This is a genomic window from Mesorhizobium sp. P2_E7 (genome assembly GCF_056403855.1).
The window spans coordinates 3,419,268-3,443,417 of the sequence record NZ_JBFUER010000001.1 but is presented as its reverse complement, the minus strand read 5'-3'; the positions used below and the strand labels follow the sequence as shown (position 1 = coordinate 3,443,417).

The following is a 24,150-nucleotide window of genomic DNA, read 5'->3' as shown; positions in this document are numbered from 1 at the left end:
TTTGCGACCTATCGTGCCGGATAGGTCATGGGTGCGCAAGAACCGAGCAATGTCGAGATGTCGGTGGCGGCGGTGTCGAGGGCGGCCTGCGCCTCCTTCTCGCCGGCGAGGTAGGACGACAGCTCGCGCACCAGTATGTCGGTCATCTCGGCCGATTGCGGCAGTGTCGCCTTCGGCACCGCGTGCTCGTTGGCCTCCATCGAGGCCTTGGCATAGGGCAGTTTCTGCACCTCCGCCGAGGCATAGACATCGGGCCGGCCCGAGGCGCCGCCATTGAGATGCTGTTCGAGCTGGCGATCATAGCCCATCATCCACTGGACGAAGAGGAAGGCGGCCTGCTGGTTCTTCGAATAGACGGGGATGAGATAGGTCCAGCCCTCGACCTGGCCGATCTTGCCGCCGTCGCCTTGCGGCACGAGGTCGAAGCCGACCTTGCCGACGACGGTGGAGGCTGTGGTGTCGACCGACACAGCGTAGGTGGCGTCGTTCCACATGATCAGCTCGGCGACCTTGGCCTGCTGCATCAGCGCCATGACGTCGTCCCAGAAATAGTTGAGGCTGTCCGGCGGCGAGAATTGCAGCAGGCTCTTGTAGTATTCGAGCGAGGCAACGGCCTTGGGGCTGTTGACGATCACCGGGCCGCAGGCCGAGCCGCTCTTCACGTCGAGCACGTCGCCGCCGAAGGAGTAGAGGAAGTTGAGCCACTCATACCACAGCGCCTCGTGGCGCTTGCCTTGCAGGGCGGTGCCGTAAAAGCCCTGGTCGGGGCGGTAGAACCATTCGGCGATGTCGCGGTACTGCTTCCAGTCCTTGGCAGGCGCGAGGTCATAGCCATACTTGGCCTTGAAGCCTGCCTGTTCCTTGGGATCGGCGAGCAGGTCCGAGCGATACCACATGAACATGTTGAGCACGGTGAAGGGAAAGCCGTACTCCTTGCCGTCATACCAGGAGATCTCGTGCCAGGCGGTCTGGTAGAGCTGCTTTTCCGGCTCGAAGGTCGGATCGCGCAAAGCCGGATCGGCCATCATCTTGGCGATTTCGACCAGATGGTTGTTGGTGGCGAACTTGCCGAGTTCGCGATGCGGCTGGATGATGACGTCGTAGCGGCCGCGGTGCGAGTTGAGGTCGAGCTGCACTTTGTTGACGGCTTCGGAGTGCTCGTACATCTCGACTTCGACATGGATGCCGGTCTGCTTTTCGAACTCCGGCGCCATTTTCTTCAGCGCCTCGAGCGGCGGCAGCGCCTCGCCGACCATGCGGATGGTTTGGCCGCTGTAGGGCTTCGACGCCTCCGTCAGATCCCACGCCGCAGCCTGTGTGATTTGCCACATAAGGGCGGCGAGAACGAGGAGTCCGGATGTGGTACTCCCACGTATCAGCGGCTTGAGCATTCTTCCCTCTCCCTAGAAGTCGTGCCTGGCGGGCCAGCGCCCGTTTTGTCATAAAATGTGTGGTACTGCAAATCAAAATGTGGCACCTTGCAACAAATGGTTGGGGGGTGTTAACAGACCGGCAGTAACCCGGCTTTCCCGACCAGGCGAGGGACCTTCGGATGGACTTCATCTTCATGCTGACGCGTAACGATCGCACGGTCGAAGATTGTCTCGACCTGGTCGAGCTGATCGAGCCGGTCGGCCTGAAGCATGTCGGCTTCAAAGACATCGGCGTTACGCCGGATGTGTTGCGCAGGCTCGCCGCCGCCATTCGCCGGACAGGCGCCACCACTTACATGGAGGTGGTGTCGACGACAGCGGAGGCCTGTCTCAACTCGGCGCGCATCGCCCGGGACCTCGGCATCCAGCGGCTGCTTGGCGGCACCCAGATCGATGAGATCATGGCGCTGCTCGAAGGAAGCGAGACCGAATACTACCCTTTTCCGGGTCGGCCGGTCGGCCATCCGACCAAGCTCGGCGGCTCCCCGGGAGACGTCGAGGCCGATTGCCGCGCGTTCGCCGAGAAGGGTTGTGCGGGATGCGACATCCTCGCCTATCGCGCCACCGAGGCCGACCCGGCCGACCTGATACGCGCCGCCCGGCGGGGGCTTGGTCCGGACGGGCATCTCATTGTTGCCGGCGCTGTGGCCTCGGCCGACCGGATCAAGGCAATCAAGCAGGCCGGCGCCAACGCTTTTACCATTGGCACAGCGGTTTTCGACGGTTCCTATTCGCCGACGAAAGGTTCTATCCTCTCGCAACTGCGGGATGTCCTCGCGGATTGCGAGCGTGTCTAATGGCCGTCATCGGCATCGATCTCGGCACACAGAGCCTGAAGGCAATCGTCGTCGATGACGAATTGCGGCTGCGTGGCGAGGCCGGTGTGCTTTACCAGCCCACCTTCCCGGCGCCGGGCTGGGCCGAACAGAACCCGGCGCTGTGGCTGGCGGCGCTGAAGCCCGCCATTGCCGGCGCACTCGACAAGGCCGGGCTGGCGCCCTCCGACATCAAAGGCATCGCCCTTGCCGGGCAGCTCGACGGCTGTGTCGCTGTCGATAGCAGCGGCCGGGCGCTGGCGCCGTGCATCATCTGGATGGATAGGCGGGCGTCGAGGGAGATCGCCGGCATCGACCCGGACTTCATCCGCGAGCGCACCGGTCTCGTTCTGGACGCAACGCATATGGCGGCGAAGATCCGCTGGGCCGCGCGCAACCTGCCCGAAGCGTCTCAGGTGGCGCTCTGGCACCAGCCGGTATCGTTCGTGGTCGTGGCGCTGTGCGGCCGTGCCGTCATCGACCACGCGCTGGCCTCGACGACCATGCTCTATGGGCTGAAGGAGCGCTTCTATGCCAGCGATCTGCTCGCCGCCTTCGACATCGATGCAGATAAATTGCCCGGCATCGACGATGCATCGGCGGTCGCCGGCGCCTTGACCCGCGCCGGCGCCGAGCTGACCGGCCTGCCTGTGGGCACTCCACTGGCGGTCGGCACCGGCGATGATTTTTCCGCCGCCATCGGCGCTGGCGTCGTCTTGCCCGGTGCCGTTGCCTGCAATCTCGGCACCGCCGAGGTGGTCGGCGCGGTGTCCGATACGCTTCGCCTCGACCCCGGCGGCCTGGTCGAGACGCATGGTTTTCTCGACGACCGTTATTTCGTCTCCAATCCCGGATGGCTTTCGGGCGGTGCAGTGACCTGGTTTCTATCCACCTTCGGCGTCGATTCTCCGGCGGCAATGTCGGAGCTGGCGGCGACGGTCGTTGCCGGCAGCGACGACCTGCTGTTCCTGCCGGCACTGTCCGGCGCCATGGCGCCGCGCTGGATCGCCGAGGCGCGGGGCGCCTTCTACGGCCTCACGTCTTTCCACGGCAAAGCGGCTTGCGCCCGCGCGGTGTTGGAGGGCTGCGCCTTCGCCATGCGCGACGTGGTCGACCGGCTGGACGAGCTTGGCATCGCCCCGGATCGTATCCGGCTTTCCGGCGGCGGCGCGCGCAGCCGGGTGTGGGCGCAGATCCGCGCCGATGTCAGTGGCAGGCAGGTGGAAATTGCCGATGCCGCCGACGCCTCGCCGATCGGCGCGGCAATCCTTGCCGCCACAGCCATCGGCCTTTCGTCTTCAGTGCAGCAGGCGGCCGAAAGGTTGAGCGGTGGCATCGAGACGATCGACCCCAACCCGTCGGCCAAGGCCGCCTACGACAGAAGTTACCGCCGGTATCGGACCCTGTTCGATGCCCTGACCCCGCTCCATGCTGACTGATTGGACGGCATCCCGATGTCCAAGGAAATGCTCGATAGTCTCATTGCCGGCACGCTGCCTGACCCGGATAGCGAGGGAATGCTGTCGGTGCCGCTGAAGACCATCGTCATCGGGCGCGGTCTCGGCGACGAGGCCGATGCGCTGGTCAGGCCGCTGGCGCTCGGCCGCAAGCTCGCCGTGGTCATGGATCCCGACACTAGGCTGGCGCTGGGTGAGAGGGTGTCGATCGCACTGCGTGGCAGCAGCGATGTCGACAAGATTATCCTGCCGCGCCATCCGCATCCGGACATGGACGCCGTGCGATCGGTGATCGCCCGCACGAAAGACGCCAGCGGCCTGGTCGCGGTCGGATCGGGCTCGATCAACGACATCACCAAATATGCCGCGCATCTCACCCAGAAACCCTATGCGGTGTTCGGCACCGCGCCATCGATGAACGGCTACACCTCGGTGTCGGCGGCGATTACCGAGGATGGCCTGAAGAAATCGCTGACGGCGAGCCTGCCGGTCGGTGTATTCCTCGACCTCGACGTGATGGCGCGGGCGCCGCACCGGCTGATCGCCGCCGGCTTCGGCGATTCGATGGCGCGACCGACCGCGCAGACCGACTGGCTGATGGCGCATCTTTTGCTCGGTACGCCCTACAGGCAGGCGCCGTTCATGCTTCTGGCCGAGGACGAGAAGGCGCTCATCGCCAAGGCCGGCGAACTGAGGACCGGCGACCTCTTGGCAATGGAAGTGCTGGTGCGCACGCTGGTCATGTCCGGCCTCGGCATGACCTTGTGCGGTGGCTCCTATCCTGCCAGCCAGGGCGAACATCTGATCGCCCATTATATCGACATGCGCGGCCAGGGACTGCCCGAGGCGCATCACGGCGAACACATAGCGGTGACGACGTTGACGATGGCGCGGCTGCAGGAGCGCGTGCTGGCGCTGCCGGAGCTGCGGCTTGCGCCGTCTGCCGATACACCGGACCGCTTCATCGAGATCTTTGGTGAAACGCTCGGACGCTCATGCTGGGCTGCGTTCAAACCCAAGCTGCTTGACCGTGAGCGGGCGACCGCCCTCAACACCGTGCTGGCGGAGCACTGGCGCTCGCATCGCGAAAGGCTTTCCCGCGTGGCCCGCCCGGCACGTGAGATCGCGGCAGCACTGCGTGCCGCCGGTGCGCCGACCACGCCGCAAGAGGTCGCCATACCGGCTGCCTTCTACGACGAGGCGGTCGCCAATGCCCGGCTGATCCGCGACAGGTTCACCATGCTCGACGTCGCGGCCGCCTCGCTCGAAACGGTTGCGGCGGGAGCCTGAGCGGTGCTGCGTCCGCTCGCCGACTTCACCGCGCTCGACCGGCGCAAGATCGCCGTCGTGCTGACCGACATAGACGACACCTTGACCGACAAAGGGCGGCTGCCGGCCAAGGCCTATGCGGCGTTGGAGCGGCTGAAGCAGGCCGGATTCATCGTTGCGCCGGTCACCGGCCGGCCGGCCGGCTGGTGTGACCTGATCGCGCGGCAATGGCCGGTGGATGGCGTGATCGGCGAGAACGGCGCTTTCTATTTCCGCTATGACGACACGGCCAAGCGGATTGTTCGCCACTATGCCAGGAGTGCCGGGGAAAGGCAGGCCGACGCGGCGCGCCTGCTCGAGATCGAACGCGCCGTGCTCGCGGAAATTCCGGGTGCGGCGGTCGCCGCCGACCAGACCTATCGCGAAGCCGATCTAGCGATCGATTTTCGCGAGGATGTCGCGCCGCTGCCCAAAACCGAAGTGCTGAAGATCGTCGGGATATTCCAGCGCTATGGAGCGACGGCGAAAATCTCGTCCATCCATATCAATGGCTGGTTCGGCAAATACGACAAACTGTCAACAAGCCGGCTATTCTTGCGCGACTGTTTTGGTATAGACATAGACCACGACAAGGACAGCATTGTCTTCGTCGGCGATAGTCCAAACGATGCGCCAATGTTCGGCTTCTTCCCCAACAGCGTCGGTGTCGCTAATGTGCTGGACTTCGCCGGCGAACTTCCGGCATCTCCTGCCTTCGTCACAAGCGGGCGCGGCGCGCAAGGATTTGCCGAGCTTGCCGACGCGTTGATTGCTGCAAAGGGAATGGAATAGCCATGGATCAAGGCCGACTGACGAAGAAGGAGCGGCACGCGCTTATCCTTTCGGAAGTGCGCCGGTCGGCGTCCATTCGCATCTCCAAGCTTGCGCGGCGCATCGGCGTTGCCGGCGAGACGATCCGCCGCGATCTCATCGAACTCGGCGATGCCGGGCTCATCAACCGCACTTATGGCGGCGCGACGATCTCGCTGGTCACATCCGAGCCGGTGATTTCGGAGCGCGGCCTGACCCTGATCGAGGAGCGCGCCCGCGTCGGCCGCGGCGCGGCAAGCCTGGTCGAGAAGGGCCAGATCGTGATGATCGATGGCGGCTCGACCACCTATGAGGTGGCGCGCAACCTTTCGCAGCTGAAGCGCGATCTGACCATCATCACCAATTCCACCGGCGTAGCCTCGGTGGCTGGCGCCAATCCGACCTTCCGCGTTCTGCTCTGCCCCGGAACCTATGACAGCCGGGAAGGCAGCGTGATGGGCGAAGACACGGTCGAGTTCGTGCGCCGCTACAATGCCGACGTCGCCATCATCGGCGCCTCTGGGTTAAGCGCGGACGGTCCCAGCGACATGATCTCGGGCGCTGCCGCGGTCAAACGCGCAATGATATCGCGATCGCTGTCGACGGTGCTGGTGGTGACCCACGACAAGTTCGGCCGCTCCAGCCTGGAACGCATCTGCGGACTTGACGACATTGCCGATATCGTCACCGACAGCGAACCGAAGGCCGACCTGCGCACTGCTGCAGAACAGGCGGGCACGGAACTGCATGTGTTTGCCGCGGACTGACCGAGGCAAATAGCTGCGGCCTATCCAGCAGCATCCCGGTTGGTCAGCGCGATGTGGCAGCAGCCCGAGCCGTGGCCCGGCGTCCAAGTGACATTGTCGAAGCGCACGCCCGTCGCCTCGAACAGGCCGCGGTCGAAAGCGCCGGCGATGCGGCAGAGTGTGGCGAGCTTTTCATCACCGACACCGGCCTCGACCCAGGCGTCCTTCAGCGGGCAACGCTTCACCTTGAAGGCGATGTGGTCCGGTCCGCGCTCGACGTCGGTCGGATACATCAGGCCGCCATCCGGGCTGACGGCCAGGAACGCTTCGCCGATGGCCGGCGCGTCATTGGGTCCGAAGCGGGCGAAGGCAGCTGCTGCCACCTCCTTGCCGCGCTGCTCGATGGTGCGGACCATGATCGCTTCGGCCTTCTCAGCACCCAGTTCGCCGGTCAGTTCGTCGAGGAGCAGGCGGTAGAGATCGGCGCGGTTGCGGAAGGCGGAATCGAGTTCGCGGGAGAGCTTTTCGGCTCGGGTCTCGGCGTCGGTCATAATGCGTCCTGTGTTCGATTGAGTCTTGGTACCGCCGCAACCAGTGCCTTGCCGATTGCCGATTGCGGCGCGTCGATGACGGCGCGGGCATCGCCGCTCTCGGCGATCCGCCCGGCGTCGAGAAGGACGACGCGGTGGGCGATGGCCCGCACCACGCCGAGATCATGCGAAATGAAGAGATAGGCGATCCGTTCCCTGGCTTGGAGGTCGAGCAGCAGTTCGAGGATCTGTCCGCGCACCGAAACGTCGAGCGCCGATACCGCCTCGTCGAGCACGATCAGCGACGGGTTTGTGGCGATGGCGCGGGCGATCGCCACCCGCTGGCGCTGGCCGCCGGAGATTTCGTGAATGGCGCGGCTGGCGAGGTCGGCCGTCAACCCAACACGCTCGAGCAAGGCAGCGATACGGGACGGCCGCTCGGCGCGGGAAGCGATGGCATGGATGCGCAAGGGATCGTCGAGCACGCGCGCCACGGTGGCGCGCGGGTTGAAGGCGGCGAGCGGATCCTGGAACACCATTTGCAGGCGGGCGCGGCGCGCACGTAGCGCGGCACCCTTCAACGCAAGGAAATCGCCGCCTTCGAATTGGATGGTTCCGGCATCGGGCTCGATCAGCCGCAGCACCAGCCGCGCGATCGTAGACTTGCCACTGCCGGAGGGCCCGGCCAGCGCCAGCGTCTCGCCGGGTTCGATGGCGAAGGAAACGCCGTCGACGGCGGCGATGGTCTTGCCGCCCCGGCGGTAGCGTTTGCTCAGATCGGAGACAGCGAGCAGGCTCATGCAGGCGCCCGTCGCAGCAACGGTTCGGCGTCGAGGCCGAGATGGGCGTCGAGCAGCGAACGCGTATAGTCTTGGCGCGAGGCATTGACGATTTGCCCCGTCGGGCCGATCTCGATCAACTCGCCATGCCGGAACACGGCGATGCGCTCGGCGAGTTCGGCGGCCAGGGCGATGTCATGGCTGATGAACAACAACGTCATGCCGTCCTCCGCCACCAATTGCCGGATCAGTGCGACGATCTCGGCCTGGACGATGGTATCCAGCGCACTGGTCGCCTCGTCGGCGATGAGCAGTTTCGGTCCGGCCGCGATCGCAGCGGCGATGGCCACGCGCTGCTTCTGGCCACCGGAGAGTTGATGCGGGAAGGCACGGAGGGCCGAGTCTGGATCGGGCAGGCGGACGCGTTCGAGCAGGTGCTTTGCCTTGGCATAGGCTTGCGGCCAGTCGAGGCCGAGATGGGTGCGCGCGACCTCGGCGATTTGCTTGCCGATGGGCATCACCGGGTCGAGGCTGGCGGACGGATCCTGGAAGACAAAGCCGATGTCGCGGCCGGGAAGGGGGATTTGGGTTTCGCCAATCGTTGAAGGTTGGCGTTCCGTCACACCCCCCTCTGTCCTGCCGGACATCTCCCCCTCAAGGGGGGAGATTGCTCTCTCATCTCCGTCTTCGCCAATCACGAACGTTGCAGAAGGGAAGCTGTCGGCAAAGCTGCTGATCTCCCCCCTTGCGGGGGAGATGTCCGGCAGGACAGAGGGGGGTGTGAAGGATCGCGGCGCCCGAAATTGCCACCCAATACGCCCCTCAATCCTTGCGCCACCCGGCAGCAACCCCGCAATCGCCAGCGCCAGCGTGCTCTTTCCCGAACCACTCTCGCCGATGATCGCCAGCCGCTCGCCGGCAACAACATCAAGGCTGATGCCTTTCAGCACCGCCACCTCGGCCCCATCCCGCCGATAGCGAACCGAGAGATCGCGGATCTCAGTCAGCACGGTCACGACAGGCTCCTCCGCACGGCGGTCGTTTCGACCACGCCTTCGCCGGCGAGATAGATGCCGAGCACGGTCAGCACCAGCGCTACGCCCGGGACGATCGACAGGAAGGGCGCGGTGCGCAGCACGGTGCGGCCTTCGGCAATCATGCCGCCCCAGGTGACGCGGTTGGGGTCGCCGAGGCCGAGGAACGACAGCGCTGCCTCGGTGAGGATCGCGGCGGCGACAATGACCGAGGACAGCGCCAGCACCGGCGGCAAAGCGTTGGGCAGCACCTCGCGGAAAGCGATTGTCAGTGGATGCATGCCGATGACACGAGCGCCGGCGACAAAATCGCGCTCGCGGATCGACAGCACTTCGGCCCGCGCCACACGCGCCGGCCCGGTCCAGGCGCCAAGCGCGATCGCCGCGACGACGATGCCGAGCGACGGGCCGACGACGCTGACGAAGGCCAGCGCCAGGAGAAAGCTAGGCACGGTCTGAAAAGCATCGGTGATGCGCATCAGCACCTCGTCGACGAGGCCGCCGACAAAGCCGGCCAGCGTGCCGATGACCGCGCCGATGAAGAGTGCCGCCGCTGCCGCGGCCAGGCCGACCGCCAGCGAGGTGCGGGCGCCGTGGAACAGTTCTGCCAGCACGTCGCGGCCGAGCCTGTCGGTGCCGAGCGGCAGCGACCAGTCCTCGAAGGGTGGCAGCAGCGCCGGGCCGGCTATCGCCTGCGGGTCGCCAGGGAACAGCAGCGAGGCAAACAGCGTCATGGCGAAAAGCACGCTCAGGATGATCGCGCCGGCGACCGCTTCCGGTCGGCGCAGGAACCGGTTGAGCGGGCTCACGCGGCGGCCTCGCTGGCGCCGACGCGCGGGTCGAGAAACGCATAGGCGATGTCGACGGCAAGGTTGATGGCGATGACCAGAACGGCGCTGGTGAGGATGATGCCGAGGAGCAGCGGCGTGTCGCGCGACGCCACCGCTTCCTGCGCCAGCCGGCCGAGGCCGGGCACGGCAAAGACGCTCTCGATGACGACGCTGCCGCCCAGCATCTGCGCCGACTGCAGACCGAGCATGGTGATGAGCGGCAACAGCGCGTTGCGGGCGACATGGGCAAGCACAATCCGGCGGCGCGAAAGGCCCCTGGCGCGGGCGGCAAGGACAAAATCCTGCCGCCAGGCCTCGGCCATGCCGGCGCGCATCATGCGCAGATAGAGCGCGAGGTAGATGAAGCCGAGGGCGGAAACCGGCAGCACGAGGTGAGTGGCGATGTCGGCAGCGCGGGCGAGCCCGGTCTTGTCCGAGGCGAGGCTCTCGATGCCGCCGATCGGCAGCCAGCGCAGGTCGACGGCAAAGATCACGATCAGCACCAGGCCGAGCCAAAAGCCGGGTACGGCATAGAGCGCTAGCGAGCCGATGGACAGGAAGCGGTCGCGAAAGCTGCCGGGTCTGGCGCCGGCATAGATGCCGAGCGCCGAGCCCAAGCCGAAGGAAAGCGCTGTGGCGCTGACCATCAGGAGCAGCGTGGTGGGCAGGCGCTCGAAAATGACGTCGCGGATCGGCCTGGAGAAGGTGACGGACTGGCCGAGATCGAGATGCAGCAGCGCCCAGAGATAGTTGGCGAGCCGGGTCAGTTCGGACTGGTCGAGGCCCCAGCGATGACGCAGCAATTCGATCATGCCGGCATCGCCGCCGGTCGAGACGATGTAGGCATCGACAGCGTCACCAGGGGCGGCTTCGAGCAAAAAGAAGGTGCCGATGATGACGATCAGCAACACGAAGACGCTGCCGACGAGACGGCGGCGAATGAGGGTGAGGGCGCGGGTCATGGCGGCGTCGATGACGCGAGACAAGTGAAAGAAACGTCCCGCGCGTGCACCCCCCTCTGTCCTGCCGGACATCTCCCCCTCAAGGGGGGAGATTGGCTGTCACCGTTGGTTTCGCCAATCCCCAAAGCTGCAGAACTGGCGGGACAGACAAGCTGCTGATCTCCCCCCTTGAGGGGGAGATGTCCGGTAGGACAGAGGGGGGCCTCGTAGAACTCAACGCCTACGATGATTTCGCGAACTCTCATCCGCGCAAATGTGTCACGATTCCAGATACGTGTCCGCCCAGTTCGAAACCGCCCAGCGCGGATTGTTGGCGATATTCCCCACCGTGTCGCGCGCGACGCTGATGAAGCTCCACTCTGCCACGTTGATCAGCGGCAGGTCGGCGGCGACCTCCTTCTGGAACTGCTTGTACAGCTCGGTGCGCGCTGTGGGGTCGAGTGTTTCCGATGCCTTGGCGATCAGAGTGTCGAGCGCCTCGTTCTTGTAGCCGCCCTGGTTGGAGAACGGCACGCCGTCGGGAATGCCGCTCTGCACCAGGATGGTGGTCGAGATCGCCGGGTCGCCGCGGAACACCGGCGGGCCGACGGCGAGGTCGAAGGCGTGGTCGGTGTAGACCGCCTTGATGTGCGCCGGCGCATCGTTGTTGACGATCTCGGCGTCGATGCCGATTGCCGCCAGCGCCTGGCGCAGATAGTCGCCGAACTGTTTTGTCTCGTTGAAGTAAGGTGCCGGCAAAAGCCTGAGCGCAAAGCGCTTGCCATCATCGGCCTTGGCGTAGCCGGCCTCGTCGAGCAGTGCGTTGGCCTTGGCGACGTCGAACGGATAGGTCGGCACGTCAGCGGTGTAGAATTGCGGGTCGTTTTTCGGCACCGGACCGGTGGCGGTGGCGGCATAGCCGAGGAACACCGTCTTGACGACGAAGTCCTTGTCGATCGCATGCGCGATCGCCTGGCGTACCTTCACGTCGGCCAGTTCCTTGCGGCGATGGTTGATCTCGACGACCAGCTGATAGGTCAGCCCTTCATAGCCCTTGGAAATGACCTTCAGGCCCGGCACCTTGGAGATGCGGTCAAGGTCGGCGAGCGGCACGGCGGAGAAGGCGGCAAGCTGAATCTCTTCGGCCTCGAGCGCGGCCGCCGCAGAGGTGCGGTCGGGCAGTACCTGATAAATGATCTCGTCGAGATAGGGCTCGTCCTTGCCCCAATAGTCGGCGTTCTTCGTCAGCTTGTAATACTGGCCGGCCTTGTACTCGCCGAACTTGAACGGGCCGGTGCCGATGGGTGCATTGTTGGCCGGGTTGTCCTCGATCTTGCCAACCTCATAGACGTGCTTCGGCACGACGCTCGACAGCGCGGGCAGGGCGTTGCGGATCAGCTGGAACGGCGTCGGCTTGGCGAATTTGAATACGGCGGTGAAGTCGTCAGGGGTGTCGACAGCGGCTAGGTCCTTGAACACGGTGCGGCCGAGATTCTGCAGCGGCTTCCAGATCTGCAGCGCCGAGAAGGCGACGTCGGCCGAGGTAAACGGCTTGCCGTCATGCCATTTGACGCCCTCGCGCAGCTTGAAGGTCACGGACAGCCCGTCGACGGCACCTTCCCAGGAGAGTGCCAGGCGCGGCTGCAGTCCATCCTTGCCGTCGAACGAGGCTTCGGCCAGCGTCTCGACGATCTTGCTGGAGATGAAGAAGACACCGTTGGAGGCGACAATCGCCGGATTGAGGTTGCGCGGCTCGGAATCGGCGGCAAGCACGAGGCGGCCGCCCTTCTTCGGTGTCTGCGCCCAGCCCAATGCCGGCATGGCGGTGGAGGCCAGCAACAGGGCTGAGCCCGAAAGCAGCGTGCGCCTGGAAATGGTGAAATCTGACATGATCAACCTCCGTCCTCTCCGCGACCCGGTTGGGCGCGCCCCTTGATGCCGGCGGCCCGCCAGCATCCTTGCGGCGATTATGGCCCTTGCCAAGGGTTTCGCCAGAGACGGAATTGGCGCATCCTTGCTTGGCTTTGAAATTTTCGTCCGCTGGACCAGTTAGAAGCAGTGGTTCCATCGAGCTATTCTGGTAGGACCAGATTTGGCCGATGCCTATCGAATGACGACTTGGTGACCGGCGAGCGATGCTATTTGCTGTGTTCTGGCTGGACCAGAGTGGGCAAAATGGTGCAGATTTGACCAACAGCCAGCGGATCGGGCGCAGCGCGACCGACGATCCCAAGCAATCAGGGAGAGAACAATGAACATCGCCCCGGGCAAGAGCGCCGTCAGCAATATCCCATTCGACCAGGCAAGGGTCGACCGGCTGATGGAGGAGGCCGGCATCGATGTGATGCTGGCGACGTCCAAGCACAACACGCAATATCTGCTCGGCGGCTACAAGTTCATCTTCTTTGCCGCCATGGATGCGATCGGCCACAGCCGCTATCTGCCCGTTGTCGTCTACGAAAAAGGCGGGCCGGACCATGCCGCCTATATCGGCAACCGCATGGAGGGCGCCGAACACCAGAACAATCCATTCTGGACGCCGACGCTGCACGCCGCCTGCTGGGGCACGCTCGACGCCGCCAACCTCGCCGTCGAGCATGTGCGCAAGATCGGCAAGGCGGGCGCGCGCATCGGCATCGAGCCGGCCTTCCTGCCATCCGACGCCTATGCGCTGATCCGCAAGGCGCTGCCGGACGCCAAGCTGATCGACGCGACCGACATGCTGGAGCGCATGCGCGCCATCAAGACAGAGGCCGAGCTGGAAAAGCTGCGCATCGCTTCCGAGCTGATCACCGATTCCATGCTGGCGACCATCCAGTGGGCGCGCGAGGGCACGACCAAGACCGACATCATCGAGCATCTGCGGCGCGAGGAAACCAATCGCGGCGCGCATTTCGAATATTGTCTGCTGACACTGGGCGCCAGCCACAACCGCGCGGCGTCACCGCAGGCGTGGAAAAAGGGTGAGGTGCTGTCGATCGATTCCGGCGGCAATTATCACGGCTATATCGGCGACCTCTGCCGCATGGGCATTCTGGGCGAGCCGGATGCCGAGCTGGAAGATCTGCTGGCCGAGGTCGAGACGGTGCAGCAGGCGGCGTTTTCCAAGGTCAAGGCGGGCACCATCGGCGGCGACATGATCTCGCATGCCGAGGGCGTGCTGAAGGCCTCGAAGGTCGCGCCCTATACGGATTTCTTCGCCCACGGCATGGGGCTGATCACCCATGAAGCGCCGTTCCTGATGACCAACCATCCGGTGACCTATGAAGGCACCTATGCGGCCAAGCCGCTGGAGGCCAACATGGTGCTGTCGGTGGAGACGACCATGCTTCACCCGTCGCGTGGCTTCATCAAGCTGGAGGACACGGTTGCGGTGACGGAGACCGGTTATGTGATGTTTGGCGATAGGGCCAGGGGCTGGAACAGGGGTGGGACGTCGTAGTTGCCGGTTTGATCGCCTGAGCAGTCGCCAAGATGGATCAGGAACCGCCACGGCAGGTGTTTATCGACGCATGTCGCGAGATTTCTTCTCGGCTCGAACCTGTTGGATTTCGCTTTGCAAAAAGCGGTCCTCATGCAAGTCGCCGAGCTGGCGACTGGACATTCAAAATTTCCTTTCAGTCAAACTATCTGAATGTCGGCGGCGAGTATGTCGAACTCGTCGTGCATGCGTCTGTCTACAACAAGGCAATAAGAGAATGGGATGAACGCAACGCCTGGCCGGCCACTGCCAGCGATTGGGTAGCCGGAGGACAGCTCGGCAACTTGCGAATCCCGCATCATTGGCAGACATGGAACGTCGCAAACCCGCTTACGCGTCAGGCCGAAATCGCGAACATCGTTGCCAACGTTCAGACGACTGTCCTGCCCTTTTTCGAGCGTTTTGGCGCCCCGCGCAAACTGGCTGAACAGCTCGCGCATTCTGAAATCCCGGGTTTCATGTCGCCACAAAATGCTGTTCGATTTGTGTTCTGGCAGCTTGGTCCACAGGCAGCGGAAAACTGTATGTCCTACTGGGTGGCGCGCCTACAATCGTCGGATGCTTTCCGATCAGAGCGCGATGTCCCCACTCTTCCGGATAGGCTCGCTGCGGGAAGCGATGCCAACAACCTGGCAAGGGTTGCTCGTGCGATGAAGATTGGCCTCAGCCTTTGACGTTAGTCCTTCCCAGCCGGGATCAGCCTGAAATCCGGTAGCTCCCGCAGCACCCGTTCCGGTCCGGCGGGCGAGTAGACGACGAAGAGCTGCATCGGGCCATCACCAGTGTTCAGCGTCGAATGGAAACGGCTTTCCGGCACATAGATGGTGCAGCCGGGACCGACCTTGGCGACGACCGGATTGCCCTGTTCGTCTTCGACCATCTGCTCGCCATGGCCTGAGATGACGAAGATGATTTCTTCCGCGCCGGGATGGTTGTGGCGGGTGTGGCCCTTGCCTGAGGGCAGGTCGACGACGCCACCGGAAAAACGCTCGGCACCGTTCACTTCAGGCGCCACTGTCAGCGCCAGCTTGCCCCAGTCGAAGCCGAACGTGCTGACGTCCTTCGGATAGACGAACACCTTGCTCTTGTCGGTCATCTCTCATCCCTTCTTCTTGTTCGGCGTTGTCTTGCGGTCGTGCAGCGTGACGGCTTTGAAATCCGCCGTCTGTCTGGCGATCGCGGCTTCGGCCGGCAGCCGCTCCATCGAGCTTGCGCCATAGAAACCATGCAGGCCCTTGCAGTGGTCAAGGATGTAGCGGGCGTCGTCCGGCATCGAGATCGGTCCGCCGTGGCAAAGCAGGATGACATCCTTGCGCACCGAACGCGCGGCGTTGGCGATGGCGTCGATCTCGACCACGCAGTCGTCGAGCGACTTCGCCGACGTCGCGCCGATCGAGCCGCCTGTCGTGACCCCCATATGGGCGACGATGATGTCGGCGCCGGCTTTTGTCATGGCGCGGGCCTCGTCGGGGTTGAAGACATAGGGCGTGGTCAGAAGGTCGAGCTTGTGCGCCTCGGCGATCATGTCGACTTCGAGCCCGAAGCCCATGCCGGTTTCCTCGAAGCTTTGGCGCATGCTGCCGTCGAACAGGCCGATGGTGGGGAAATTCTGCACGCCGGAAAAGCCCATCGTCTTCAACTCGGTGAGAAGCAGCGGCATGATGACGAAAGGATCGGTGCCGTTGACGCCGGCCAGCACCGGGGTCTTCTTGACCACCGGCAGCACCTCATAGGCCATTTCCTTGACGATCTCGTTGGCGTTGCCATAGGCAAGCAGCCCGGCGGCCGAGCCGCGTCCCGCCATGCGGTAACGGCCGGAATTGTAGATGATGATGAGGTCAATGCCGCCGGCCTCCTCGGCTTTGGCCGACAGGCCCGTGCCAGCGCCGCCGCCGACGATCGGTACGCCGTCGGCGATCATCGCCTTGAACTTCTTCAGTATGTCCTTGCGCGGTATAGCGGCCATGTCTGGGCTCTCACTGTCTGGCGATATCGAGGAAGGCCGCGGTTGCGGCCCTGGCAAATTCCGGATCGTTGATGTGCAGCGGCAGCCGCGTGACGCGGCGCGTGGCGGTCGGCTTGATGGTGCGTTCGATGGCATCGAACAACACTGCGTCGGCCTCCGGATCGAAAAAGGAGCCGCCTTCGATGTCGAGCGCCGAGACGCCCTTTTCCGGGATCAGGAAATGCACGGGACCGTCGCAATGGCTCAGCCTCCCGCCGATCCATTCACCGATCTTGCGGCATTCGCCTGCTGTCGTGCGCATCAGGGTGACGTTGGGATTGTGCTCGTAAAACAGCCGGCCGCGATATCTTTCGGGAATGGTCGGCGGGGCCCAGAAATTGACCATGTCGAGCGCGCCGACCGAGCCGACATAGGGCAGCTCGGTGCGGGCAATGGCGCCGAAGCGATCCTCGGTTGCCGGCAGCACGCCGCCGAACAGCAGGTCGCAGACCTCCGTCGTGGTGATGTCGATGACACCGGCGAGCAGACCTGAATCCGCGAGCTTCTCCATCGAGCGGCCGCCGGTGCCGGTGGCGTGGAAAACCATGCAGTCGTAGTTTGCCCGCAGCTGATCGGCGATGGCCGTCACGCAAGGGGTGGTGACGCCGAACATGGTCAGACCCAGCGCCGGCTTGCCGGTTGCGGCCGGCGCCGGCTTGGCAGCCATCCCCGCGATGGCCTGCGCCGCATTGTGCAACACGACACGCGACAGCCGGTTGAGCCCGGCCATGTCGGTCACCGAGGGCATCATGATGATGTCGGAGACGTCGACATAGGGTGCGGTGTCGCCGGAGGCGAGCGTCGAGACCATGATCTTCGGGACGCCCAGCGGCAGTGCGCGCATGCCGGATGTGATGATCGAGGTGCCGCCGCCGCCGCCAATGCCGATCACGCCCGATATGTCGTCGCGCGACTGGATGAAGCTGGTGAAGGCCGCTCCCATGCCGGCCACAGCCGTGCCGCGGTCGTCGATGCCGAGCACACCGCCTGCTCCACCCGGATGATGTGCCGCGACGTCACCGGCAGGAATATCGACCGGCACGGTTGCGCCGCGCGTGCCGATGTCGACGCGGGCGACGGCGCTGCCGGTGGCGGCAATCGCATCGGCCAGGAAGGCAAGTTCCTCGCCCTTGGTGTCGGCGGTGCCCACCACATAGATGCGCTTCATCGCGTTCCCCGTCTTCGGTGTGCTGGGTCCGGCCGCGAAGGCCATTGCAATTTTTTGAGACGCGCGTATCGTATTGACATGAATGTCTCACGTCAACAAGCCGCAGTGAACGACGACGCCAACGAGGCGTCCGAACGCGGCCCACGTGCCCGCACGAAACGGCTGATGCTGGAGACGGCGACGCGGCTGATGCAGGCGGGCGTCACGCCCTCGGTCAGCGAGGTCGCGGAGGCGGCCGAGGTGTCGCGCGCCACCGCCTATCGCTATTTCCCGAGCCAGGCAGCACTGGTGCATGCCGTGGTCGACGAGGGGCTCGGACCAATCCTGACCTGGCAATCGGCCTCGAAGGACCCACAACGCCGCATCGCCGAACTGTTCGACACCGCCATGCCGCGCATCGAGGCTTTCGAGGCGACATTCAAGGCAGCGCTGAAACTGTCGCTCGACCAGTGGGCGCAACGCCAGGCGGGTACGCTGGGGGGCGAGCCGCAGTTCACACGCGGTCATCGCGTCGATCTGTTGAAGGATGCCATTGCGCCGCTCAAGGGGCAGCTGCCGCCGCGCGAATTCAAGCGCCTGGCACAGGCGCTGTCGATGATGTTCGGCGTCGAATTGCTGATCGTGCTGAAGGACATATGGGGGCTCGACAGCCGCGGCATGCGGTCGGTCGCGCAGTGGGCGGCGGGCGCCCTGGTGCGCGCCGCGATAGCGGAATCGATGACAGAATCGGATGCGGTTCGGCCGCAGGCGGCGGCGAAATAGCGCCAATCTGGTTCGACCAGATTTGAGCGACCACTACTGATGCTAACCAGGATGTTGGTGTCGAAACAAGGCTAGCCCATATCAAGGAGTAGGAAAATTAAGGTAAAACAGTCAGATACATGAGAAATCCAGTTATACAAGCTCCGGCTGTCGTCCAAGAAAGAGCTTGACGGCTATCCAAAATTGGTAATACCAGATTGGATTAGAAAAAGCGGATCGAAAGTGAGAGCTGCGATCCATTTTCCGGCAAAGCGAGGAGGCTTGGAACCGGAAAGGTGCGATCTCGGGAGGAACTACCAGGGCCGGCCCCGTTGCCGGCTCGCATGATACGGTAGAATGCGCACAAGGGAGGAAACATTATGCGCAAGACAATGACCAGCCTGCTTGCTGGTATCGGCTTAGTGCTTGCCTGCGGAACGTCTGTTTACGCGCAGGATAAATCGCTCACCATCTTCTGGGCGGAATGGGATCCGGCCAATTACCTGCAGGAACTCGGCAACGAGTACGAGAAGGAAACCGGCGTCAAGATCACGGTGGAAACCACACCCTGGTCCGACTTCCAGACGAAGGCCTTCACCGAGTTCAACGCCCATGGCGACGCCTATGATATGGTCGTCGGCGACTCGCAATGGCTCGGCGCCGGCTCGACCGGCGGCCACTATGTCGACCTGACCGCCTTCTTCAACAAGCACAAGGTCGGCGAAGTGATGGCACCGGCGACGGTGAAATACTACGCCGAGTATCCAGGTGGCAGCAGCAAGTACTGGGCGATCCCGCTCGAAGGCGACGCGGTCGGCTGGTCCTATCGCAAGGACTGGTTCGAGGACCCGAAGGAGAAGGAAGCCTTCAAGGCCAAGTATGGCTATGATCTCGACGTGCCGAAGGATTTCAAGGCGCTGCGCGACATCGCCGAATTCTTCTACCGGCCGGATCAGAAGAAATACGGCATCGCCATCTACACCGACAATTCCTATGACGCGATGGCGATGGGCTTCGAGAACGCGCTGTTCTCCTACGGCGGCGAACTGGGCGACTACAAGACCTACAAGGTTGACGGCATCGTCAACTCCGACAAGGCCATAGCGGCGCTCGACGCCTACAAGGAGCTCTACAAGTTCACGCCTCCGGGCTGGGCCAAGTCGTTCTTCGTCGAGGACAACCAGGCGATCACTGAAAACCTGGCCGCGATGAGCATGAACTACTTCGCGTTCTTCCCCTCGCTGATCAACGAGGCGTCGAACCCGAACGCCAAGAACACCGGCTTCTTCGCAAATCCTCCCGGCCCCGGCGGCGACCAGTTCGCAGCGCTCGGCGGTCAGGGCATCTCCATCGTTTCCTACTCCAAGAAGCAGGAAGAGGCGACGAAGTTCCTTGAATGGTTCATCAAGGACGAGACCCAGAAGAAGTGGGCAGCACTCGGCGGCTACACCTGCAGCGCCGCCGTGCTCAAATCGCCTGAATTCCAGAACGCCACGCCGTATAACAAGGCCTTCTACGAGACCATGTTCAAGGTGAAGGACTTCTGGGCAGTGCCGGAATATGCCGAACTGCTGCAGCAGCTCAACCAGCGCGTCTATCCCTACATGATTGGCGGCGAAGGCACCGCCAAGGAAACGCTGGACGCACTTGCAGCCGACTGGAACGCGACGTTCAAGAAGTACGGCCGCGTCCAATAAGCAGCATTTCTCGCGGAGGAGGCATCCGTGCCTCCTCCGTTCTTTTTTTCCGAAACGGGAGCAGGGGTCTTGGCGACCACGATGATCACCACGCTGGACAGGTCCTCGCGAGCCGCCGCACGCGGCCTCAGCGACATGTCGATCCGCAATCTCTTCATCATTCCGACGATCCTGTTCCTGATCGTCTTCAACATTTTCCCGCTGATCTATTCGCTGGGTTACTCCTTCACCGATTTCCGCGCCTCGACCAATGCGCCGGCCAATTTCGTCGGGCTGCAGAATTATCGCGACCTGCTCAACGATCCCTATGTCTGGTCGAATTTCGCCATCACCGCCAAATACGTCATCGTCTCGGTCACCGGCCAGCTGCTGGTCGGCTTCGGCGTGGCGATGCTGCTCAACCGGGATATCCCGCTCAAGGGCCTTATCACCACGCTGCTGCTGCTGCCGATGATGCTGTCGATGGCTGTTGTCGGCCTGTTCTGGAAGCTGCTCTACGACCCATCATGGGGCGTCATCAACTATGCGCTCGGGCTTGGCAATTTCGAGTGGCTGGCAGATCCCAAGATGGCACTCTACGCCGTAGCGCTGACCGACATCTGGATGTGGTCGCCCTTCGTCATGCTGTTGTCGCTGGCCGGTCTGTCGGCCGTGCCGAAGCATCTCTACGAGGCCGCCGCGATCGACCGCGCCGGGCCGTTCTACACCTTCTTCCGCATCACCCTGCCGCTGGTCGCGCCGATCCTGATGATCGCCGTCATCTTCCGCACCATGGAAGCGTTCAAGACCTTCGACCTCGCCTACATCCTGACCAGCCAGCCGACGGCCGAGCTGATCTCGATCCGCCTCTACAAGATGGCGTTCCAGGAATGGCAGACCGGGCGATCCTGCGCGATGGCCTACATCGTGCTGCTCATGGTGCTGGCGATCACCAACATCTACGTGAAGTATCTGAACAAAGTGAAGGAGCGCTAAGATGGCAGCTGTGCGCACTTCTTCCGAGGTCGCCTTCAACCGCGCCGCAATCGTCGTTGTGCTGGTGGTGACGATCATCTTCCTGGCCCCGATCTACTGGATCGCCTCGACGGCGTTCAAGCCGCGCAATCTCGCCACCACGATCCCGCCGACGGTGGTGTTCCAGCCGGAGATATCGCCCTTCGTCAAGCTGTTCACCAAGCGCTCGCAGTTGCGCAGCCCGCCATCGCCGGAAGAGTATGCTGCGGCGCCCTGGTGGGAGCGCGTCGTCTTCGATGGCGGCGAAAAGATCGTGCGCGACGGCAAGGGCGAGGTGCAGTGGTCCGGTTATCCGAACCGCTTCCTGAATTCGCTGATCGTCGCCATCACCTCGACGGTGCTGGCGGTCGGCATGGGCACCTTCACCGCCTATGGCTTCTCGCGCTTCAAGGTGAAGGGGGAGGCGGACCTGCTCTTCTTCATCCTGTCGACACGCATGCTGCCGCCGGTGGTCGTCGCCATTCCGATGTTCCTGATGTACCGCGCGGTCGGCCTCAACGATTCCCATATCGGCCTGATCATCCTCTACACCGCGTTCAACCTGTCCTTCTCGGTCTGGCTGATGAAAGGCTTCATGGACGAGATTCCGAAGGAGTATGAGGAAGCAGCCCTGGTCGACGGGTACACGCGCATGGAGGCCTTCTTCAAGATCGTGCTGCCCGAGGCCGCGACCGGCATCGCCGCCACAGCCGTGTTCTGCTTCATCACGGCGTGGAATGAATATGCCTTCGCGCTGATCATGACCAACCGCCGCGCCCAGACGGCACCGCCCTTCATTCCCAGCCAGGTCGGCGCCGGCCTGCCGGACTGGACGGTGATCGCCGCCGGAACGTTCCTGTTCCTGCTGCCGGTCGCAATCTTCACCTTCCTGCTGCGCAATCACCTGCTGCGCGGCATGTCCTTCGGAGCAATCCGCAAATGAGTTTTCGCGCCATCAACCAGAAATATCTCGAACCCGGCTCGCAGATCCTGATGGTGCTCGGCATCATTGCGCTCTGCCAGCCCTGGAACATGCTGCTGCATAGCTATGGCGTGACCATCATCCTGATCGGCCTGATCGGCTTCAACATCACCTCGAAGATCGCGCCGGAAGAGGAAGCCGGCACAGGCCATGGCGCGGACGCGCCGGCGCGAAATCCGGGAGCACCGCATTGACCCAGATCGAGCTTCGCGGCGTCCAGAAATTCTTCGGCGCCGTCCAGGTCATCAAGGACCTCAATCTCAAGATCGACGACAATGAGTTCATCGTGCTGCTCGGCCAGTCCGGCTGCGGCAAGACGACGACGTTGCGCGCCATTGCCGGGCTGGAGACGATCGATGGCGGCGATATCCTCATCGACGGCAAGCCGGTGCAACATCTCAAGGCCGCCGACCGCGACATCGCCATGGTGTTCCAGTCGTTCTCGCTCTATCCGCATATGAGCGTCTACGAGAATGTTGCTTTCCCACTCAGGGCAACGCGCAAGAGCAAGGCCGAGATCGACCAGGAAGTGCGCTCGGTCGCCAAGACGTTGCAGATCACAGACCTGCTCGCCAAGAAGCCGTCGGCGCTGTCGGGCGGCGACATGCAGCGCGTCGCCATCGGCAGGGCGCTGGTGCGACGCCCGAAGGCGATGCTGATGGACGAGCCGATCGGCGCGCTCGACGCCAAGCTGCGCGAGGAAATGCGGGCCGAGATCAAGCGGCTGCACATCAAGCAGGGCTCGACCACCATCTATGTCACGCACGACCAGATCGAAGCGATGAGCCTCGCCGACCGCATCGTCATCATGCATGAGGGCGTGTTGCAGCAGGTCGGCTCGCCGGACGAGGTCTATTCGCGTCCGGCCAATCTGTTCGTGGCGCAGTTCGTCGGCAGCCCGGTGATGAATGTCGCCGATGCGTCGGTCGCAGAAACAGCGTCCTCGGCCTCGGTCACCGTCGGTGGTGCTGCCGCCGGTTTCGAATTCCCGCGGGCTCTTCTGTCCAGGCTCAACGGCCATGCCAGCGGCCAGCTGGCACTCGGCATCCGGCCTGAGGGTGTGCTGGTGCGCCATGAACCGGCGGAGGGCTTCCTGCCGGTCGAGACGCAGATCGTCGAGCCACTCGGCTCCTTCGACATTGTCGACCTCAAGGTCGGCACCAAGATGCTGCGCGCCCGCACCAAGAGCGGCTTCGTCGGCGGGCCTGGCGAGAAAGTGTTCGCCCGAATCGATCCGACGCAGGCGCATTTCTTCGACACGGCAAGCGGCAAGTCGCTTGGAGTGAGGCTCTGATGGCGCATATCCAGCTCAAGAATATCTCGAAGAGCTTCGGCAACCACACGGCGTTGACCGGGCTCAATCTCGAGATCGCCGATGGCGAGTTCTTCGTGCTGCTCGGCGAGACTGGAGCCGGCAAGACGACGACGCTGCGCATGGTCGCCGGCCTCGAAAAGCCGAGCGAGGGACAGGTGTTCATCGACGGCGTCGATGTCGCCGACTGGGGGGCGGCCGAGCGCGACGTGGCGCTGGTGCTGCAGCAATATTCGCTCTATCCGCGCTACACGGTGCGCGAGAACCTCGAATTCCCGTTGAAGCCGAAGATCCGCCGGCTGCCGGATGCCGAGATCAAGGACCGCGTTGCGCGCGCGGCCAAGACACTGCGGATCGAACATCTGCTCGACCGCAAGACCGATCGCCTCTCAGGCGGCGAGATGCAGCGCGTTTCGATCGGCCGCGCCATCGTGCGCAAACCGCGCGTGTTCCTGATGGACGAGCCGCTGTCGGCGCTCGATGCCAAATTGCGCGAGGCGCTGCGCACGGAACTGAAGAACCTGCAGATACAGCTCGGCGCCACCTTCCTGTTCGTTACCCACGACCAGATCGAGGCGATGTCGATGGGCGACAAGGTCGGCGTGCTCAATCACGGCCGCATCGTCCAGACCGGCACGCCCCACGAGATCTACAACAATCCGCGCGACACCTATGTGGCGAGCTTCGTCGGCTCGCCGCCGATGAACCTCATCGACGGCCGGCTGGTCGATAATCGCGCTGTGATGGCGCCGATGAATTTCGAGCTGCCGCTTTCAGGGGGAGCCAGGACGGGCGGTGCGACCGACGGTCGCCCGCTCGTCTTCGGTATCCGCCCCGAGGATGTCTATCTGGAGAGCGGCGCGCCGGTCGAGGCGCGCGTCCACGATGTCGAGAACCATGGCGTGGAAAAGATCCTGACGCTCAGGGTAGGCGACACGACGCTGCGCGCTACCGTGCCGGCGCGGACCGATGTGGCGATCGAGCAATCGGTGCGTTTCGCCTGGAATGCGGACAAGGTCGTGCTGTTCGACAAGGGCAGCGGCGTGAGCTTGCGGCACGCGAGTTAGGCTCTACTGCAGACCTACGCC

At 63.6% G+C, this 24,150-nt stretch carries 24 protein-coding genes; 14 read left to right on the top strand and 10 right to left on the bottom strand.

Annotated features, from left to right (window positions below; all coding sequences use genetic code 11):
- Nucleotides 1-8: 8 nt before the first annotated feature.
- Nucleotides 9-1,391 carry an ABC transporter substrate-binding protein gene (locus AC1DYC_RS16945; RefSeq protein WP_477408059.1) on the bottom strand — a complete coding sequence of 461 codons (1,383 nt, stop codon included), beginning with the start codon at nucleotides 1,389-1,391 and terminating at the stop codon, nucleotides 9-11.
- A 161-nt stretch (nucleotides 1,392-1,552) separates the two neighbouring features.
- Here AC1DYC_RS16945 and AC1DYC_RS16940 point away from each other — a divergent pair, with 161 nt between their 5' ends.
- Genes AC1DYC_RS16940 through AC1DYC_RS16920 form a run of 5 tightly spaced genes read left to right on the top strand, consistent with a single transcriptional unit; the run spans nucleotide 1,553 to nucleotide 6,590 of the window.
- Complete coding sequence (locus AC1DYC_RS16940; RefSeq protein WP_477408057.1) at nucleotides 1,553-2,230, top strand: beta/alpha barrel domain-containing protein; 678 nt, start codon at nucleotides 1,553-1,555, stop codon at nucleotides 2,228-2,230.
- Complete coding sequence (locus tag AC1DYC_RS16935) at nucleotides 2,230-3,687, top strand: xylulokinase (protein WP_477408055.1); 1,458 nt, start codon at nucleotides 2,230-2,232, stop codon at nucleotides 3,685-3,687. The genes AC1DYC_RS16940 and AC1DYC_RS16935 overlap by 1 nt, the downstream gene beginning before the upstream one ends.
- Before the next feature lie 15 nt (nucleotides 3,688-3,702).
- Entirely contained in the window at nucleotides 3,703-4,995 is a 1,293-nt protein-coding gene (locus AC1DYC_RS16930) for an iron-containing alcohol dehydrogenase (RefSeq protein WP_477408053.1), read from the top strand.
- 6 nt (nucleotides 4,996-5,001) lie between these two features.
- Entirely contained in the window at nucleotides 5,002-5,805 is an 804-nt protein-coding gene (locus tag AC1DYC_RS16925) for an HAD-IIB family hydrolase (RefSeq protein ID WP_477408330.1), read from the top strand.
- A gap of 2 nt (nucleotides 5,806-5,807) precedes the next feature.
- Nucleotides 5,808-6,590, top strand: coding sequence for a DeoR/GlpR family DNA-binding transcription regulator (locus AC1DYC_RS16920; RefSeq protein WP_477408051.1), 783 nt, complete (start codon nucleotides 5,808-5,810; stop codon nucleotides 6,588-6,590).
- A 20-nt stretch (nucleotides 6,591-6,610) separates the two neighbouring features.
- Here AC1DYC_RS16920 and AC1DYC_RS16915 read toward each other — a convergent pair whose 3' ends face one another.
- From AC1DYC_RS16915 to AC1DYC_RS16890, 6 genes are all read right to left on the bottom strand, one after another.
- Nucleotides 6,611-7,120, bottom strand: a complete 510-nt coding sequence (locus AC1DYC_RS16915) for an L-2-amino-thiazoline-4-carboxylic acid hydrolase (RefSeq protein ID WP_477408049.1) — start codon at nucleotides 7,118-7,120, stop codon at nucleotides 6,611-6,613.
- Nucleotides 7,117-7,899: an ATP-binding cassette domain-containing protein gene (locus AC1DYC_RS16910; RefSeq protein ID WP_477408047.1), complete on the bottom strand. Its 783-nt coding sequence runs from the start codon at nucleotides 7,897-7,899 to the stop codon at nucleotides 7,117-7,119. The genes AC1DYC_RS16915 and AC1DYC_RS16910 overlap by 4 nt, the downstream gene beginning before the upstream one ends.
- Entirely contained in the window at nucleotides 7,896-8,894 is a 999-nt protein-coding gene (locus AC1DYC_RS16905) for an ABC transporter ATP-binding protein (protein ID WP_477408045.1), read from the bottom strand. Before AC1DYC_RS16905 ends, AC1DYC_RS16910 begins: the two co-directional genes overlap by 4 nt.
- Nucleotides 8,891-9,721 (bottom strand): ABC transporter permease, encoded by an 831-nt coding sequence (locus AC1DYC_RS16900; RefSeq protein WP_477408043.1) that lies wholly within the window; start codon nucleotides 9,719-9,721, stop codon nucleotides 8,891-8,893. The genes AC1DYC_RS16905 and AC1DYC_RS16900 overlap by 4 nt, the downstream gene beginning before the upstream one ends.
- Entirely contained in the window at nucleotides 9,718-10,704 is a 987-nt protein-coding gene (locus tag AC1DYC_RS16895) for an ABC transporter permease (protein WP_477408328.1), read from the bottom strand. Before AC1DYC_RS16895 ends, AC1DYC_RS16900 begins: the two co-directional genes overlap by 4 nt.
- 258 nt (nucleotides 10,705-10,962) lie before the next feature.
- Nucleotides 10,963-12,573 carry an ABC transporter substrate-binding protein gene (locus tag AC1DYC_RS16890; RefSeq protein WP_477408041.1) on the bottom strand — a complete coding sequence of 537 codons (1,611 nt, stop codon included), beginning with the start codon at nucleotides 12,571-12,573 and terminating at the stop codon, nucleotides 10,963-10,965.
- 361 nt (nucleotides 12,574-12,934) lie between these two features.
- Between AC1DYC_RS16890 and AC1DYC_RS16885 the strand changes: the two genes are divergently transcribed.
- Both AC1DYC_RS16885 and AC1DYC_RS16880 read left to right on the top strand, forming a co-directional pair.
- A complete protein-coding gene (locus AC1DYC_RS16885; protein ID WP_477408039.1) occupies nucleotides 12,935-14,125 on the top strand; it encodes a M24 family metallopeptidase in 1,191 nt (396 codons plus the stop codon).
- 32 nt (nucleotides 14,126-14,157) lie between these two features.
- Nucleotides 14,158-14,838 carry a DUF4304 domain-containing protein gene (locus AC1DYC_RS16880; protein ID WP_477408037.1) on the top strand — a complete coding sequence of 227 codons (681 nt, stop codon included), beginning with the start codon at nucleotides 14,158-14,160 and terminating at the stop codon, nucleotides 14,836-14,838.
- 2 nt (nucleotides 14,839-14,840) lie between these two features.
- Here AC1DYC_RS16880 and AC1DYC_RS16875 read toward each other — a convergent pair whose 3' ends face one another.
- From AC1DYC_RS16875 to AC1DYC_RS16865, 3 genes are read right to left on the bottom strand one after another with little or no spacing between them, the layout of a single operon-like run.
- Nucleotides 14,841-15,260, bottom strand: a complete 420-nt coding sequence (locus AC1DYC_RS16875; protein ID WP_477408035.1) for a cupin domain-containing protein — start codon at nucleotides 15,258-15,260, stop codon at nucleotides 14,841-14,843.
- Between the two features lie 3 nt (nucleotides 15,261-15,263).
- Entirely contained in the window at nucleotides 15,264-16,130 is an 867-nt protein-coding gene (locus tag AC1DYC_RS16870; RefSeq protein WP_477408033.1) for a phosphoenolpyruvate hydrolase family protein, read from the bottom strand.
- A 10-nt stretch (nucleotides 16,131-16,140) separates the two neighbouring features.
- The gene (locus tag AC1DYC_RS16865) at nucleotides 16,141-17,337 is read right to left on the bottom strand and encodes a Tm-1-like ATP-binding domain-containing protein (protein WP_477408031.1); all 1,197 of its coding nucleotides are present in this window, start codon (nucleotides 17,335-17,337) and stop codon (nucleotides 16,141-16,143) included.
- 78 nt (nucleotides 17,338-17,415) lie between these two features.
- Between AC1DYC_RS16865 and AC1DYC_RS16860 the strand changes: the two genes are divergently transcribed.
- The 7 genes from AC1DYC_RS16860 (at nucleotide 17,416) to AC1DYC_RS16830 (ending at nucleotide 24,129) form a co-directional block, all read left to right on the top strand.
- Nucleotides 17,416-18,099, top strand: a complete 684-nt coding sequence (locus AC1DYC_RS16860; protein ID WP_477408029.1) for a TetR/AcrR family transcriptional regulator — start codon at nucleotides 17,416-17,418, stop codon at nucleotides 18,097-18,099.
- Between the two features lie 359 nt (nucleotides 18,100-18,458).
- Complete coding sequence (locus tag AC1DYC_RS16855) at nucleotides 18,459-19,775, top strand: ABC transporter substrate-binding protein (protein ID WP_477408027.1); 1,317 nt, start codon at nucleotides 18,459-18,461, stop codon at nucleotides 19,773-19,775.
- Between the two features lie 69 nt (nucleotides 19,776-19,844).
- Nucleotides 19,845-20,750: a carbohydrate ABC transporter permease gene (locus tag AC1DYC_RS16850; protein WP_477343891.1), complete on the top strand. Its 906-nt coding sequence runs from the start codon at nucleotides 19,845-19,847 to the stop codon at nucleotides 20,748-20,750.
- A gap of 1 nt (nucleotide 20,751) precedes the next feature.
- A complete protein-coding gene (locus AC1DYC_RS16845; protein WP_477408025.1) occupies nucleotides 20,752-21,711 on the top strand; it encodes a carbohydrate ABC transporter permease in 960 nt (319 codons plus the stop codon).
- Complete coding sequence (locus AC1DYC_RS16840; RefSeq protein WP_477343889.1) at nucleotides 21,708-21,944, top strand: hypothetical protein; 237 nt, start codon at nucleotides 21,708-21,710, stop codon at nucleotides 21,942-21,944. Before AC1DYC_RS16845 ends, AC1DYC_RS16840 begins: the two co-directional genes overlap by 4 nt.
- A complete protein-coding gene (locus tag AC1DYC_RS16835) occupies nucleotides 21,941-23,044 on the top strand; it encodes an ABC transporter ATP-binding protein (RefSeq protein WP_477408023.1) in 1,104 nt (367 codons plus the stop codon). Before AC1DYC_RS16840 ends, AC1DYC_RS16835 begins: the two co-directional genes overlap by 4 nt.
- A complete protein-coding gene (locus tag AC1DYC_RS16830) occupies nucleotides 23,044-24,129 on the top strand; it encodes an ABC transporter ATP-binding protein (RefSeq protein WP_477408021.1) in 1,086 nt (361 codons plus the stop codon). Before AC1DYC_RS16835 ends, AC1DYC_RS16830 begins: the two co-directional genes overlap by 1 nt.
- The last annotated feature ends 21 nt before the right edge of the window (nucleotides 24,130-24,150 follow it).

What these genes read in the sequence shown, in the direction of transcription:
- AC1DYC_RS16885 (WP_477408039.1), top strand. Translation starts at nt 12,935, where the DNA reads ATGAACATCGCCCCGGGCAAGAGCGCCGTCAGCAATATCCCATTCGAC.
- AC1DYC_RS16915 (WP_477408049.1), bottom strand. Translation starts at nt 7,120, where the DNA reads ATGACCGACGCCGAGACCCGAGCCGAAAAGCTCTCCCGCGAACTCGAT.
- AC1DYC_RS16845 (WP_477408025.1), top strand. Translation starts at nt 20,752, where the DNA reads ATGGCAGCTGTGCGCACTTCTTCCGAGGTCGCCTTCAACCGCGCCGCA.
- AC1DYC_RS16930 (WP_477408053.1), top strand. Translation starts at nt 3,703, where the DNA reads ATGTCCAAGGAAATGCTCGATAGTCTCATTGCCGGCACGCTGCCTGAC.
- AC1DYC_RS16870 (WP_477408033.1), bottom strand. Translation starts at nt 16,130, where the DNA reads ATGGCCGCTATACCGCGCAAGGACATACTGAAGAAGTTCAAGGCGATG.
- AC1DYC_RS16880 (WP_477408037.1), top strand. Translation starts at nt 14,158, where the DNA reads ATGGATCAGGAACCGCCACGGCAGGTGTTTATCGACGCATGTCGCGAG.
- AC1DYC_RS16830 (WP_477408021.1), top strand. Translation starts at nt 23,044, where the DNA reads ATGGCGCATATCCAGCTCAAGAATATCTCGAAGAGCTTCGGCAACCAC.
- AC1DYC_RS16940 (WP_477408057.1), top strand. Translation starts at nt 1,553, where the DNA reads ATGGACTTCATCTTCATGCTGACGCGTAACGATCGCACGGTCGAAGAT.
- AC1DYC_RS16860 (WP_477408029.1), top strand. Translation starts at nt 17,416, where the DNA reads ATGAATGTCTCACGTCAACAAGCCGCAGTGAACGACGACGCCAACGAG.
- AC1DYC_RS16855 (WP_477408027.1), top strand. Translation starts at nt 18,459, where the DNA reads ATGCGCAAGACAATGACCAGCCTGCTTGCTGGTATCGGCTTAGTGCTT.
- AC1DYC_RS16935 (WP_477408055.1), top strand. Translation starts at nt 2,230, where the DNA reads ATGGCCGTCATCGGCATCGATCTCGGCACACAGAGCCTGAAGGCAATC.
- AC1DYC_RS16840 (WP_477343889.1), top strand. Translation starts at nt 21,708, where the DNA reads ATGAGTTTTCGCGCCATCAACCAGAAATATCTCGAACCCGGCTCGCAG.
- AC1DYC_RS16895 (WP_477408328.1), bottom strand. Translation starts at nt 10,704, where the DNA reads ATGACCCGCGCCCTCACCCTCATTCGCCGCCGTCTCGTCGGCAGCGTC.
- AC1DYC_RS16890 (WP_477408041.1), bottom strand. Translation starts at nt 12,573, where the DNA reads ATGTCAGATTTCACCATTTCCAGGCGCACGCTGCTTTCGGGCTCAGCC.
- AC1DYC_RS16920 (WP_477408051.1), top strand. Translation starts at nt 5,808, where the DNA reads ATGGATCAAGGCCGACTGACGAAGAAGGAGCGGCACGCGCTTATCCTT.
- AC1DYC_RS16910 (WP_477408047.1), bottom strand. Translation starts at nt 7,899, where the DNA reads ATGAGCCTGCTCGCTGTCTCCGATCTGAGCAAACGCTACCGCCGGGGC.
- AC1DYC_RS16875 (WP_477408035.1), bottom strand. Translation starts at nt 15,260, where the DNA reads ATGACCGACAAGAGCAAGGTGTTCGTCTATCCGAAGGACGTCAGCACG.
- AC1DYC_RS16945 (WP_477408059.1), bottom strand. Translation starts at nt 1,391, where the DNA reads ATGCTCAAGCCGCTGATACGTGGGAGTACCACATCCGGACTCCTCGTT.
- AC1DYC_RS16865 (WP_477408031.1), bottom strand. Translation starts at nt 17,337, where the DNA reads ATGAAGCGCATCTATGTGGTGGGCACCGCCGACACCAAGGGCGAGGAA.